Origin of the sequence: Lonsdalea britannica (genome assembly GCF_003515985.1) — a bacterium.
GTDB lineage: Bacteria > Pseudomonadota > Gammaproteobacteria > Enterobacterales > Enterobacteriaceae > Lonsdalea > Lonsdalea britannica.
This window is the reverse complement of record NZ_CP023009.1, coordinates 83,552-98,058: the sequence shown is the minus strand read 5'-3', so window position 1 is coordinate 98,058 and position 14,507 is coordinate 83,552. Positions and strand designations below refer to the sequence as shown.

Sequence of the window (14,507 nt, the reverse complement as noted above, 5' to 3'; positions counted from 1 at the left end):
CGTGTTTACTCTTTGGCGATAAGCGGCCAGCTTGCCAACGACCGGTAGCGGGTTCGGCCATGTTCAAACTGTGATTCGTACAGGGAGAAGCTATCGACCTCCGTCGACCAGCCGAACGTGGCGGGCGGCAAGGCCACGGGGTGGGTCGCCCCGCGCAGGAGGGTCACATGAGGATGGAACGGCTGCAGACTTTGGTGACAACCATGACGCGCCGCTTGTGCGCGCAGCAGTTCCGCCAGCTGCAACAGACCGCGCGGCGCGCGGCGACATCCCAGCCAGACCACGCCGGGGCGCGGCCAGTGACCCGCGTCATCAAGCGTTAAGGCAAACCCCGGCTGTCGAATGCGTCCCGCCAGGGTTTGTAGCGCACGTTGCTGACCGTCGCCGACCTCGCCCAAAAACGCCAGAGTGAGATGCAGATTGGCCGCCGCAATCGGACGTCCCGCCTGCATCGGAAAATGCGCCGCGCGCCAGCGGATAATCTGGCGGCGGGTGTTTTCCGGCAGCGGCAGGGCAAAAAACAGGCGGCGGGTGGCAGTCATGACGCTCTCTCTGTAATAGGGGGCTCCGATGCTACAATGTGCGCCGCTTAAAGTTAATCATTACGGAGAATTCTGTGAGTTTACCGCCCGTCAGCGAGGTGCTGGATGATGTCATTCACGCGTTGCGTCATTCGCCACAGGTGCTGCTGCATGCGCCGACCGGCGCCGGAAAATCCACCTGGCTGCCGCTGCAACTATTACAGAACGCTGAACTGCCCGGCCGTATCATTCTGCTGGAGCCGCGACGTCTGGCGGCGAAAAGCGTGGCGTTCCGACTGGCGGAACTGCTGGGAGAAACGCCTGGTCAGACGGTCGGCTATCGGATGCGCGCTGAAACTTGCTGTAGCTCGCAGACGCGGCTGGAAGTCGTGACCGAAGGCATACTGACGCGGATGCTACAACAGGACGCCGAGCTGGCAGGCGTCTCTCTGGTGATCCTGGATGAATTTCACGAGCGCAGTCTGCAAGCCGATCTCGCGCTGGCGCTGCTGCTTGATGTGCAGGCGGGGCTGCGCGACGACCTCAAACTGCTGATCATGTCGGCCACGCTCGATAACGATCGCCTCTCTTCCTTATTACCTGATGCGCGCAAGGTGAGCTCTGAGGGCCGGGCTTATCCGGTGACGCGACACTTTCAGGCACCGGGCGCGCACGAGCGCTTGGAAGTCTCGCTGGCCCGACTGATTGCGCAGGTGTTGCAGCAGGAAAGCGGCTCGATGCTGGTTTTCCTGCCGGGCGTGGCGGAAATAAAACGCTTGCAGCTCCTGCTCAGTGAACGTATCGCGGCGGATACCGATCTGTGTCCGCTGTACGGCGCGTTGGCGCTGGCAGAGCAGCAGCAGGCCATTCGTCCGGCGGTCGCGGGGCGGCGCAAAGTGGTGCTGGCGACCAATATTGCCGAAACCAGCCTGACGATTGAAGGCATTCGCGTTGTGGTCGATTGCGGTCTGGAGCGCGTAGCGTTGTTCGACGTCAAAAGCGGACTGACGCGGCTGACGACCCAGCGCATCAGTCAGGCGTCAATGACGCAGCGCGCTGGCCGAGCGGGACGTCTGGAGCCGGGCGTCTGCTGGCACCTGTGTACGAAAGAGCAGGCGGAGCGTGCGGCGGCGCAGAGCGAAGCGGAGATTCTGCACAGCGATCTGTCCGGCCTGTGGCTGGATTTATTGCAATGGGGATGTCGCGACGTCGGTCAGCTCACCTGGCTGGATATTCCGCCCGCGCCAGCCCTGTCGGCGGCTCAGCGCCTCTTGTTGCAACTGGACATCGTCGACGATCGTCAGCAGTTGACGACCCTCGGCAGGCAGATTGCGGGCATCGGCAGCGATCCCCGTCTGGCGGCGATGCTGCATGCCGCCGCACGGCAAGGGGGCGACGCGCTGAGTACGGCGGCGTTGCTGGCGGCCATCATTGAAGAGCCGCCCCGCAGCGGTTCGCCGAACTTGTTCGAGAGTCTGCGCCGTCCGGCCAGTCACTGGCAGCGTCGGGCAACGCAGTTGGCGCGACGGCTGGGGGGCGTCAAAGGTCGTTTCGACGATGGGCTGGCGGCAGGACTGTTGGCGCAGGGCTTCGCCGATCGCATCGCCCGGCGGCGTGGTCAGGACGGTCGTTATCAGTTGGCGAACGGCGTCGGCGCTCAGTTGGCGGTGGACGATCCGCTGACGTCTTCCGAGTGGCTGATTGTGCCCGCGTTGATGCAAAGTCCTCAGTATGCCGATGCGCGAATTCAGCTGGCGCTGCCGGTGGATATCGACCGGCTGTTGCAACATTCTCCGGGGTTGTTAAGTGAGCGGAATAGCGTGCACTGGGATGAAGAAAAAGGTACGCTGCGCGCCAGCCGGCGTAGCCAAATCGGCTGTCTGACGTTACGCACCCAGCCCTTGGCGAAACCCTCTGACGACGACCTGCAGCAGGCGATGCTGAACTGGCTGCGCGAGCAGGGCTTATCCGTACTGAATTGGGATGCGGCGGCTTTGCAGCTGCGCGCCCGTATTCAGTGCGCGCGCCAATGGTTGCCGGACGTCGAGTGGCCTGCGGTGGATGACGACGCGCTGCTGACGACGTTGGAACAGTGGCTCTTGCCTTCACTCACGGGCGTGCGCGATCGGCGAGGGCTGAATCAGCTCAACCTGGCGGAAGCCCTTCAGCGCTGTCTGGACTGGCGGCAGAAACAGCGCCTCGACAGCGCGCTGCCGAGCCATTACACGGTGCCCGGCGGCAGCCGTCTGCCTATCCGCTATGCTGAGGATAGCGCGCCGGCGCTGGCGGTGCGGTTGCAGGAAATGTTCGGCGAACGGGAAAGCCCGCGCGTGGCGGAGGGCCGGGTGGCGTTGGTGCTGGAGCTGCTGTCTCCGGCGCAACGTCCGCTGCAAATCACTCGCGACCTGGCCGCATTTTGGCAGGGCGCCTACCGTGATGTGCAGAAAGAGATGAAAGGGCGTTATCCCAAGCACGTCTGGCCTGACGACCCGGCGACGGCCGTGCCGACCCGGCGCACCAGAAAGTATCAGAACCAGTAATTTCGGACGTTTCCCCCTTTCTTGCGAAAGGCGGGAGACACAGAGTAGACGGCCAGGTACTGCACAGGTGCCGTTAGCAACCTGATGGAGATGTCACAGTAATGTCTCGGGACGATCGCGAACCTATCGGACGCAAGGGAAAAGCGCCGCGAAAACCTACACGTAAACAGGCACTACGGCGTCGCAGGGATGATGATGACTATGATGATGATTACGAAGAGTATGACGATGATTATGATGACGAGGACGACGAAGAAATGAGCCGCAAGCCTGGTAAAAAGCGCCGTTGGTTAGGACTGGTGCTGAAACTGCTGCTGGTGTTCGTGGTCGTCATGGCGGTCTACGGCATCTATCTGGACAGCGAAATCCGCAGCCGCATCGACGGCAAGGTCTGGCAGTTGCCGGCGACGGTTTATGGCCGGATGGTGAACCTCGAACCCGGCATGTCCTACAGCAAGCAGGAAATGGTGCATTTGCTGGAAGGGATGCAATATCGCGAAGTCACCCGCATGACCCGCCCCGGCGAGTTCACGGTTCAGGCCAATAGCATTGAAATGCTGCGCCGCCCGTTCGACTTCCCCGATGGTAAAGAGGGACAGATCCGCGCCCGTTTGGTGTTCAACAACGATCGCCTGTCGCAGATCCAGAATCTGGACAACCAGCGGAGCTTCGGTTTCTTCCGGCTCGATCCCAAACTGATCACCATGCTGCAGTCGCCGAATGGCGAACAGCGTTTGTTCGTGCCGCGCGCGGGATTCCCCGATCTGCTGGTGGACACGCTGATTGCGACCGAAGATCGCCACTTCTACGAGCATGACGGCATCAGCCTGTTCTCTATTGGCCGCGCCGTGCTGGCCAACCTGACCGCCGGACGTGCCGTGCAGGGCGGTAGCACGCTGACCCAGCAGTTGGTGAAAAACATGTTTCTCACCAATGAGCGCTCGCTGTGGCGTAAGCTCAATGAAGCCTATATGGCGCTGATTGTGGACGCCCGCTACAGCAAAGATCGCATTCTGGAACTGTATCTGAACGAGGTCTATCTCGGTCAGAGCGGCAGCGATCAGATCCGCGGTTTCCCGCTGGCCAGCCTCTACTACTTCGGCCGTCCGGTGAACGAACTGAGCCTCGATCAGCAAGCGATGCTGGTCGGTATGGTCAAAGGGGCCTCGCTATACAATCCGTGGCGTAACCCGAAACTGACGCTGGAGCGACGCAATCTGGTGCTGCGTCTGCTGCAAAACCAGCAGGTGATCGACGAAGATCTCTATAACATGCTGAGCGCGCGCCCGTTGGGCGTCCAGCCGAAAGGCGGCGTGATCAGCCCGCAGCCCGCGTTTATGCAGATGGTGCGTCAGGAGCTGCAACAGCGGCTGGGCGACAAGGTCAATGACCTGTCCGGCGTGAAGATCTTTACCACGCTTGACCCGGTATCGCAGGATGCCGCCGAGCGCGCCGTAGAAACGGGCGTGCCCGCGCTGCGCGCTGCGCGTAATCTTAAAGATCTGGAAGCGGCGATGGTGATCGTCGACCGTTTCAGCGGAGAAGTCCGTGCGATGGTGGGCGGCGCCGATACGCAATACGCCGGTTTTAACCGTGCGATGCAGGCGCGTCGTTCGGTCGGCTCGCTGGCGAAACCCGCGACTTATCTGACGGCGCTCAGCGATCCCGATCACTATCGCCTCAATACCGTGCTGGCGGATGCGCCGCTGTCGCTGAAACAGCCGAACGGCGCGATTTGGGAGCCGAAGAACTACGACCGCCAGTTCCGTGGTCAGGTGCTGTTGGTGGATGCGCTTGCCAACTCGTTGAACATCCCGACGGTGAATCTGGGGATGGCGGTAGGACTCGATCAGGTCAGCGCCACGCTGCAACGTTTGGGGATCCCTAAAGAGGTGATCCAGCCTGTACCGTCGATGTTGCTGGGGGCGATCAGCCTCACGCCGATGGAAGTGGCGCAGGAGTACCAGACCATCGCCAGCGGCGGCAACCGCGCCCCGCTGTCGGCGGTCCGTTCCGTGATCGCGGAAGACAATACGGTGCTGTATCAAAGCTTCCCGCAGGCGGAACGCGCCGTACCGGCTCAGGCGGCCTATCTGACGCTGTACGGTATGCAACAGGTGGTTGAACGCGGGACATCCCGCTCGCTGACGGTGAAATTCGGGCGCTATCATCTGGCGGCCAAAACCGGGACGACCAACGATCTGCGCGACAGCTGGTTCGCTGGCGTGGACGGTAAAGAAGTGGCGATTGCCTGGGTGGGTCGCGACAACAACGGTCCGGCCAAGCTGACCGGCGCTAACGGCGCATTGACGCTCTACCGCCGCTATCTGGAAAACCAGACGCCGCTGACATTGACGCTGACGCCGCCGGAAGGCATCAACACCATGACGGTCGACGGCAATGGCAACGTGATCTGCAATGGCAGCGCGGGACGCGCGCTGCCGGTCTGGAGCGATAATCCGCAGTCGCTGTGCCAAACAGCCCCTCAGACGGTTCAATCGCAGGAAGGACAGCCAGGCGGACAGCCGGATGAGCAGAAAGACGGGCAGGGCGTCGCCGGTTGGATCAAAGAGATGTTCGGACAGTAATTTCGCCTAAGGCGTGACTGCCGCTATTATCTTCAAAGCCCGCAACTTTCGTTGCGGGCTTTTTTGTTGTCAGTTCGATATCACTTCCTCAAGAGCAGAGGAGGGTTGCTCCGTTCTAACCGCCAGAGAAAACGTGTGGGCGTTTGTGGATCAGGACATTTGAAAACGCATCCCCTGTCATTGACGGCAGGCGCTCAGAGTGGATGTCGCTCGGCCCGAAACGGGTTGATGACTGGGCATGACGAGATAGATACCGGTGGTATCAATACGCTACCGACAGACTTCGACGTGAATGAGGTCCCGCACGAGCATCCGGCTCGGCGCCGACCGCGTTGGTTTCATACCAACCAAAGGCGCTTGCAGTGGCTCGTCCCTTTTGCAAAAATGCGATGCTTATAATAATTATTCTCGTTTGCATTAATTAATAATCCCCTAGAGATGCGACCTATGCTGACGCCCGCTTATCCGTCCCACCTTTCCGCACCATCATTCGCGATGGCGAATATCGTCTGTGCTATCGCTCAGAGCCCGTCTTATGCAGCGTAACGTCCCGCGGGATAACGACATGACGTTCTCGCTTGAGGCGGTCAGCTTCAGCGTCGGCAACCGAACTCTGCTGCACCCGCTGTCGGTCGCGTTTCCCGCGGGAAAAGTCTACGGGCTGATCGGCCATAATGGATCGGGTAAGTCGACGCTGCTCAAAATATTGGGTCGCCATCAGCCTGCCAGCAGTGGTCTGCTCTCGCTGGCGGGACAGCCTTTACCGCGGTGGAGCAACGCGTTGTTCGCCCGTCAGGTGGCTTATCTACCCCAGCAACTGCCCGCCGCCGAAGGGATGACGGTGCGCGAGCTAGTGGCGGTAGGGCGCTATCCGTGGCACGGGGCGCTGGGCCGTTTCGGACAGGTCGACCGGGAGCAGGTGGAACAGGCCATTGCGCTGGTCGGGTTGGCGCCGTTCGCGCAGCGGCTGGTGGACAGCCTCTCTGGCGGAGAGCGTCAGCGGGCCTGGCTGGCGATGACGCTGGCGCAGGGCAGTCGCTGCCTGTTACTGGATGAACCCACCTCCGCGCTGGATATCGCCCATCAGGTCGACGTACTGGCGCTCATCCGACAGCTCAGCCGTGAACGTGGGCTAACCGTGATTGCGGTTCTGCACGATGTGAATATGGCTGCCCGCTACTGTGACTGCCTGCTGGCGCTGCGTCAGGGAAAATTGATTGCGCAGGGCACGCCCGCAGAGCTGATGCAGGCGTCGGTATTGCAGGACATCTATGGGATCCCGATGGGGATCCTGCCGCATCCGGCGGATGGTTCGCCGATAAGTTTTGTGTGCTGACGATGACATTTTCCTCCGGGCTATCTTCTTGTGGTTGCTTTACTACCGGTCTTTCTCGCCGCCGTTTTCTGACCGCGCTGCTGTTGTCGCCGTGTGCGTATGCGCTGCGAGGCCAGGCCGCGAGCGCGGATGTTCATCGTATCGTGGCGCTGGAGTGGCAGCCGTTGGAGCTGCTGATGGCGTTGGGCGTCACTCCGCTGGGCGTGGCTGATAAACATAACTATCAGCGGTGGGTGAAGTCGCCGATGTTGCCGGACAGCGTGGTGGACGTCGGGCTGCGCACCGAACCGAATTTGGAACTGTTGACTCAGTTGCGGCCCTCCCTGCTGCTGTACGCCGACGGCTTTGGTCCTTCGCCCGCGCAGATGCAACGCATCGCGCCGGGCATGGGGTTTTCGTTCATTAACGGTGACGATGGCCCGCTGGAGAGCGCCCGGCGCTCGCTGCGGGCGCTGGGCGACCGCCTGAATTTGCGCCCGGCGGCGGAGCAGCATCTGGCGTCGTTCAGTCATTTTCTTCAGCAGGCGCGGGTCAATTTACACGCCTACACGCATCGGCCACTGCTGTTGTTCACCGTGATGGATGCCCGCCATGTCCTGATCCTTGGGCGCAACAGTTTGTTTCAGTCGGTAATGGATGAACTCGGGATCGAAAACGCCTGGCAAGGGGAAACCAATGCCTGGGGCAGTCTGATCGTGGGCATGGAAACGCTGGCGACGCTGAGCGCAGATATCGACGCGCTATGTTTTGATCACGGCAACGGCGCGTTGATGGACGAGGTGGCGGCCAATCCGCTGTGGCAAGCGTTGCCGTTCGTTCGTCACCGGCGCTGGCAGCGGGTGGAACCGGTCTGGTTTTACGGCGGCACGCTTTCCGCCATGCGTTTTTGCGAGACGCTGGCTAACGCGCGGGAGGCGTTCCGATGATATCGACATCCTCCCGTCGTTTTACCCTCTTTGTCATCGGCGCACTGTCCTTGCTGGTGCTGGCGATATCGCTGAGTCAACTGAATCAACAGCTGCCAGTCGGTCTGTGGCGACAAGGTATTGTGAACCCCTCGCCGGACGATATTCGGCAGATGCTGTTTCACTACAGTCAGCTGCCGCGTCTGGCGTTGTCCCTGCTGATTGGCGCGGGGTTGGGGCTGGTCGGCGTGCTGTTCCAGCAGGTGCTGCGCAATCCGTTGGCGGAACCTGCCACGCTGGGCGTCGCCAGCGGCGCGCAGCTTGGTATCACCGTCGCCACGCTGTGGGCGCTCCCGGGCGGGGCGATGACCTCGCAACTGGCGGCGATGTTCGGCGCGCTGTTGGTGGGGGACTGGTGTTCGGCGTCGCCTGGGGACGGCGCTTGTCGCCGGTGACATTGATCCTCGCGGGTCTGGTGCTGAGCCTGTATTGCGGCGCGGTCAATCATTTGCTGGCGTTGCTGAATTTTGACCAGTTGACCAACCTGTTTCTGTGGAGCAGCGGCTCGCTGAATCAGCAGGACTGGCGCAACGTGGCATTTGTGCTGCCGCGTCTGGCGCTGGGGTTTATCGCCGCCGGTCTGCTGGTGCGGCCATTGACGCTGCTGGGGCTGGACGATGGCGTGGCGCGTAATGCAGGTCTTGGGCTGGGACTGGCGCGTCTCGGTACGCTGACGCTAGCGATCTTTCTCAGCGCCCAGTGGGTGAATGCCGCGGGCATCATTGGCTTCGTCGGCCTTTTCGCGCCGCTGCTGGCGAAAATGTTAGGCGCGCGCCGTCTGGGGCAGCGGCTGTGGCTGGCACCGCTTCTGGGGGCGCTGCTGTTGTGCCTTACCGATCGGCTAACGCTCTGGCTGGCGGACGTCTGGCGCGAGGTCCCAACGGGGGCGGCGACCGCGCTGGTCGGCGCGCCGATTTTATTGTTCCTGTTGCCGCGCCTGCGCAACGGGATGACGGCGGCGGTGGATGATGCGCCTGCCGCCATGCGGCAACGGCGTCTTGGCCCACTTTGGCTGTCGGGCGGCGTGGTGGCGTTGGTGTTGGTGGTTATCGTCGCGTTGTGTCTGGGACGTGACGCGCAGGGCTGGCATTGGGCCAGCGGCGATGCTTTCTCTGAACTCTTGCCGTGGCGTTGGCCGCGTCTGGCGGCGGCGCTCTGCGCGGGCATCATGCTGGCGGTCGCGGGATGTTTGATTCAGCGGTTAACCGGCAATCCGATGGCGAGTCCTGAAGTGCTGGGGATCAGTTCGGGGGCGGCATTTGGCGTCGTGATCCTGATGTTGCTGTGGCCGGGTAATGCGCTGGCGTGGCGTTTGCCCGCAGGCAGCCTCGGCGCGGCCATCACGTTGATGGTGATGATGGCGGTCGCAGGGCGAGGCGGCTTTTCCACGCAGAGATTGTTGCCGACCGGGATTGCGGTGGGCTCCGCGCTGACCACCTTGGTGACGTTACTGCTGGCGAGCGGCGATCCGCGTATGGGGGCGGTGCTGACCTGGATCACCGGTTCCACTTATGGGGTGGACGGCAGGCAGGTGATCTATACCGGCGCATTGGCGGTAGCGGCGCTGTTGTTGACGCCGTTTTGCCGCCGCTGGTTACAGATCCTGCCGTTAGGCGGCGTCACCGCCCTCACGCTCGGCGTACCGGTGTCGCTGGCCCGTCTGGCGATTCTGCTGCTGGCGGCGGTACTGACCGCGGGCGCGACCTTGATCGTCGGCCCCATGAGTTTTGTCGGGCTGATGGCACCGCATCTCGCGCGGATGCTGGGATTCAATCGGGTGATGTCGCACCTTGTCTGTGCAGCGGCGATAGGGGGCGGTCTGATGGCGGCGGCCGACTGGGCGGGCCGGATGATGTTGTTTCCGTATCAAATCCCGGCGGGGTTATTGGCGACGTTCATCGGCGCGCCGTACTTTGTCTACCTGCTGAGAAAGCAGGCGCGTTGAGCCTCAGAGCCGGACTGACTCTGAGGCTACAAGACGCACTACAGCTGCGAGAAGCTCTTGCGTGCGGCGGCCACGGTGCGATCGATATCCTGTTCGCTGTGTGCCGTGGACATGAAGCCGGCTTCGAACGCGGACGGCGCCAGATAAACGCCTTCATCCAGCATCAGGTGGAAGAAGCGTTTGAAGCGTTCCACATCGCATTTCAGCACGTCCTGATAGCTCGTCACCGTGTCATCGTCGGTAAAGAACAGGCCGAACATGCCTCCGGCGCGGTTGATGACCAGCGGCACATTTTCTGCCCGAGCCGCGTCCAACAGCCCTTCCGCCAGACGATCCGTCAACGCGGTTAGTCGCGGATGAACGTCCGGTTTGGCGACTTCGGTCAAACAGGCGACGCCCGCCGCCATGGCGATGGGGTTGCCGGACAGCGTCCCCGCCTGATAAACCGGCCCGGTCGGCGCTAGCGCTTCCATCACGTCGCGGCGACCGCCGAATGCGCCGACGGGCATGCCGCCGCCGATGATTTTACCCAGACAGGTCAGGTCCGGCTGGACGCCGTAGAAGGCCTGCGCGCCGCCCAGCGCGACGCGGAAACCGGTCATCACTTCATCGATGATCAGCAGCGCGCCGAATTCGTCGCACAGGTCGCGCAGCCCCGGCAGGAACGTCGGCAGCGGCGGAATGCAGTTCATGTTACCGGCGACCGGTTCAACGATGATGGCGGCGATATCTTCGGGATACTGTTCGAAGGCGGCGCGCACAGAAGCCAGATCGTTATACGTACAGGTCAGGGTATGACGCGCGAAATCGGCGGGGACGCCGGGTGAGTTCGGCTGTCCCAGCGTCAGCGCGCCGGAGCCGGCTTTCACCAGCAGGCAGTCCGCGTGGCCGTGGTAGCAACCCTCGAACTTGATGATTTTATCGCGGCCGGTAAAACCTCGGGCCAGACGAATGGCGCTCATGGTGGCTTCCGTGCCGGAGTTGACCATGCGGACCATGTCCATGCCTTTCATCAGCGAGGTCACGAGATTCGCCATCGTGACTTCCATTTCAGTAGGCGCGCCGAAGCTCAGTCCGCGCTCCGCGGCGGCGATCACCGCATCGCGAATCGCCGGATGGTTGTGCCCCAGCACCATCGGTCCCCAGGAACCGACGTAGTCGATATAGGCTTTGCCGTCCGCATCGTAGATATAGGCGCCCTCGGCGCGTTCGATAAACAGCGGCGTGCCGCCGACGCCGTTAAATGCCCGTACCGGTGAGTTTACGCCGCCCGGTATGACCTGCTGCGCCGCCGCGTACAGACTTTCAGATTTATTCATTACAGATTCCTGACTGGGGATTGATGTCACAGAGTATGCCCTCATTCTAATGAAGAGCGGCCGGTTGTGAAATCCTTGTGACCAAGATGGGAGGACGATGTAGGCGAACGACGTTGTTTTGGGACGGCAAAAGGCCGATAATCGCCCCCATGAACCTGCCGGAGCACATGCCTGCCTGAGCGCGGCGTCATTCACTGCCGCCCCGCCGCGAACCGATCATCTCTTGAACGTTGTCGGGGGCTATTAGATAATCGAAGCATCACCGGGTCGGATAATCACCGCCCGATACTGAGTTTGGGAGTACCAAAGATGAGCGACGTAACAGCAGTGCCGCTGCAATTCACTGATGCCGCGGCCAATAAGGTGAAATTCCTGATTGCTGACGAAGAAAATCCCGATCTGAAACTGCGGGTGTACATCACCGGCGGCGGCTGCAGCGGTTTCCAATATGGCTTTACGTTTGACGACAAGGTCAACGAGGGCGATATGATGATTGAAAAGCAGGGCGTGTCGCTGGTCGTTGACCCGATGAGCCTGCAATATCTGGTCGGCGGCTCGGTAGACTATACCGAAGGGCTGGAAGGCTCGCGCTTCGTGGTCACCAATCCGAATGCTAAAACCACCTGCGGCTGCGGATCGTCCTTTAGCATCTGATCCTCAAGCTCGGCCACACCCGGTGGCGTACCTAGAAAACCCGTGCTCAGCCTGGCTGCCGCACGGGTTTTTTTTTATCCGCGCCGAATCCACTCGTCAGTGAATGCGGCGGCGGGCTATCGAATCAGCCCTGTTGGCCCAGCGACTGCACGAGGGCTTCCACCATCAGCGTGGACTGCTTGGCCGCCACGCTCAGGAACTCATCGAAGCTCAGATGAGATTCCTGGTCCGCGACGTCGGAGATCGCACGCACGACAACGAAAGGTACGCCGAACTGATGGCAGACGTGGCCGATAGCCGTCGCTTCCATCTCCACGGCGACCGCCTGCGGGAAGGTGCTGCGGATGCGAGCCAGCGGCTCCGCGCCGTTGATGAAGGCATCGCCGCTGACGACCAGGCCGCGTACCGCATTCAGATCCAGCTTGGCGATAGCCTGTTCTGCCTGAACGATCAGCTTTTCGTCCGCGACGAAAGCGGCCGGGCAGCCCGCCATCTGACCGGCTTCGTAACCGAACGCGGTGACATCGGCGTCGTGGTAGCGGACTTCGCTGGACACCACGATATCGCCCACTTTAAGGCTGGAGGCCAGACCGCCGGCCGAACCGGTGTTGATCACGACGTCTGGGCGGCAGTGTTCCAGCAGCAGCGTCGTCCCCAGCGCCGCCGCGACTTTACCAATCCCGGATTTGAGCAGCGCCACGTCCACGCCGTGCAGCTGTCCGGTGTAAATTTCACAGCCAGCGCGCTGTATGGTCTGGCGGTTCTGAATCTGATCGCGCAGCAAGATAACTTCTTGTTCCATGGCGCCAATGATGCCAACTTTCATAGGATTCCCCACAAGTTTTGCTTGAATTAACAGGTGTGTCGTGGCCGGTAGTCTATCATGGCCGTTATGATAGCGAGAGCACGCGAACAAAACGCCTTAACCGTTGTATCGCCCGTGCGGGCATGCTATCACCGGTCAGGGCCAGAAACGGAGAACAGCATGTCCAACATCGATTTTGCCAAGAAAATCAGCTATCAGAGGGCGTTAAGCAAGCCTAAAGAAAAGAAGGATGATTACGGCGTTATCCGCGAGTTCGAAAGCGATCGCGGCCGTATCATCAATTCCGCCGCCATTCGCCGGTTGCAGCAGAAAACGCAGGTGTTCCCGTTGGAAAGGAACGCGGCTGTGCGTTCCCGCCTGACGCACTCGATGGAAGTGCAGCAGATTGGCCGCTATATCGCTAAAAATATTATCGATAGTCTGAGGCGACAGGGGAAGTTGGACACCTTCGGGCTGAGCCAGTATGAAATTCCCTTCGAAAGTATGGTGGAAATGGCCTGCCTGATGCATGACATCGGCAACCCGCCGTTCGGCCATTTCGGGGAGTCCGCGCTGAGAAACTGGTTTTCCACGCAGATGGATGCTGAGTTTTGCAAAAAAAACACCACGCGAGAAGACGCCTGCCAGATTGCCTGCTTGACGCTGAAGGAGGGCGAGGAAGAGCTGAACGAACTGCGTTGCCGCATTCGTCAGGATTTGAGTCAGTTCGAAGGCAATGCCCAGGCGGTGCGGATGGTGCACACGCTGTTAAAGCTGAATCTGACCTATTCGCAGGTCGCCTGTATCCTCAAATACACCAAGCCCGCCTACTGGATTGATGAGCCGCCCGCTGACTATCGCTACCTGATGAAAAAGCCGGGTTTTTATCTGGCGGAAGAGGCGTTTGTGAATCAGCTGCGTAGCGAACTCGACATGAAGGAGTTCCACCGTTTCCCGCTGACCTACATCATGGAAGCGGCAGATGATATCTCATACTGTATTGCCGATCTGGAAGATGCGGTGGAGAAAAAACTGTTTTCCATCGACCGTCTCTATCAACTTCTGGAAGACGCCTGGGGCACCTCTGAGCCGAACGATTTGTTCATGGAGACCGTCGGTAAGGCGTTCGAGTCCCGCGAGTATCACCGCTGGCGCAGCAGCGACGATCAGTTTTTCATGAATCTGCGGGTCAATACCGTGGGTCGTCTGGTGCCTCATGCATCAAAACGTTTTATCAAACATCTGCCGGAAATTTTCAGCGGAGCCTTCAATCAGGCTTTACTCGAAGACGACAGCCCGCAAAACCGGCTATTGAAAACATTCAAGCAGGTGGCGATCAAGCATGTTTTCAACCACCACGAAGTGGAGCAGTTGGAGTTGCAGGGAAGCCGGGTGATGCACGGTTTGCTCGACATCTACCATCCTTTGCTGCAAATGCCGTCGGCTGACTTTAAGACGTTGGTGGAAGAGGAGTTCCATCGCGATTATCCGATTGAGACCCGCCTCTACCACAAGCTGTCGCGCAAGCACTGTCTGGCTTATCGGGAGGCTGTGACGTCGCTGGAGAAGCAGCCCGCTGAGCAGCAGGAGTGTCTGGAGTTTTACTATCGCGGTCGCCTGATTCAGGACTACATCAGCGGCATGACCGACCTTTATGCCTACGATGAATACCGTCGGCTGATGGCGGCTGAGTAGGCGAGAGGCAGGGCGTCGCCGACGGCCGTTTTGTAAACAGAGACAATATTTCCTTACGTTTCACAGGATTGCGCAGAGGAACTTCCTTTGCGCAGAGTTATCTTATCTGCACGACCACAGCAAAAGGCCGTAAAATTTG

9 protein-coding genes and 1 pseudogene are annotated in these 14,507 nt (G+C 60.6%); 7 read left to right on the top strand and 3 right to left on the bottom strand.

Going from position 1 to position 14,507, the window contains the following annotated elements; genetic code table 11:
- Positions 1-5: 5 nt before the first annotated feature.
- On the bottom strand, positions 6-542 hold the full coding sequence (gene thpR, locus CKQ53_RS00485; protein WP_094118341.1) for an RNA 2',3'-cyclic phosphodiesterase: 537 nt from the start codon (positions 540-542) through the stop codon (positions 6-8).
- 74 nt (positions 543-616) lie between these two features.
- Between thpR and hrpB the strand changes: the two genes are divergently transcribed.
- The 5 genes and pseudogenes from hrpB to fhuB all read left to right on the top strand — a co-directional run bounded on the left by hrpB (position 617) and on the right by fhuB (position 9,895).
- The gene (gene hrpB, locus CKQ53_RS00480) at positions 617-3,061 is read left to right on the top strand and encodes an ATP-dependent helicase HrpB (protein ID WP_118894529.1); all 2,445 of its coding nucleotides are present in this window, start codon (positions 617-619) and stop codon (positions 3,059-3,061) included.
- A 101-nt stretch (positions 3,062-3,162) separates the two neighbouring features.
- On the top strand, positions 3,163-5,649 hold the full coding sequence (gene mrcB, locus CKQ53_RS00475; protein ID WP_085651216.1) for a bifunctional glycosyl transferase/transpeptidase: 2,487 nt from the start codon (positions 3,163-3,165) through the stop codon (positions 5,647-5,649).
- 535 nt (positions 5,650-6,184) lie between these two features.
- Positions 6,185-6,985, top strand: coding sequence for a Fe3+-hydroxamate ABC transporter ATP-binding protein FhuC (fhuC, locus tag CKQ53_RS00470; RefSeq protein WP_118894527.1), 801 nt, complete (start codon positions 6,185-6,187; stop codon positions 6,983-6,985).
- A 2-nt stretch (positions 6,986-6,987) separates the two neighbouring features.
- Entirely contained in the window at positions 6,988-7,911 is a 924-nt protein-coding gene (gene fhuD / locus CKQ53_RS00465) for a Fe(3+)-hydroxamate ABC transporter substrate-binding protein FhuD (RefSeq protein WP_094118340.1), read from the top strand.
- Positions 7,908-9,895, top strand: a pseudogene (gene fhuB, locus CKQ53_RS00460) (Fe(3+)-hydroxamate ABC transporter permease FhuB). Before fhuD ends, fhuB begins: the two are co-directional and overlap by 4 nt.
- A 38-nt stretch (positions 9,896-9,933) precedes the next feature.
- Here the strand turns inward: fhuB and hemL are convergent.
- Positions 9,934-11,214 carry a glutamate-1-semialdehyde 2,1-aminomutase gene (gene hemL, locus CKQ53_RS00455; protein WP_094118338.1) on the bottom strand — a complete coding sequence of 427 codons (1,281 nt, stop codon included), beginning with the start codon at positions 11,212-11,214 and terminating at the stop codon, positions 9,934-9,936.
- 309 nt (positions 11,215-11,523) lie between these two features.
- Here hemL and erpA point away from each other — a divergent pair, with 309 nt between their 5' ends.
- On the top strand, positions 11,524-11,868 hold the full coding sequence (erpA, locus tag CKQ53_RS00450; protein ID WP_085651221.1) for an iron-sulfur cluster insertion protein ErpA: 345 nt from the start codon (positions 11,524-11,526) through the stop codon (positions 11,866-11,868).
- Positions 11,869-11,992: 124 nt separating this feature from the next.
- On the opposite strand, the gene mtnN is transcribed toward erpA, so the two are convergent.
- Positions 11,993-12,694: a 5'-methylthioadenosine/S-adenosylhomocysteine nucleosidase gene (gene mtnN, locus CKQ53_RS00445; RefSeq protein ID WP_094118337.1), complete on the bottom strand. Its 702-nt coding sequence runs from the start codon at positions 12,692-12,694 to the stop codon at positions 11,993-11,995.
- Between the two features lie 159 nt (positions 12,695-12,853).
- On the opposite strand from mtnN, the gene dgt reads away from it, so the two are divergent.
- Positions 12,854-14,368, top strand: a complete 1,515-nt coding sequence (dgt, locus tag CKQ53_RS00440; protein ID WP_094118336.1) for a dGTPase — start codon at positions 12,854-12,856, stop codon at positions 14,366-14,368.
- Positions 14,369-14,507 lie beyond the last annotated feature (139 nt).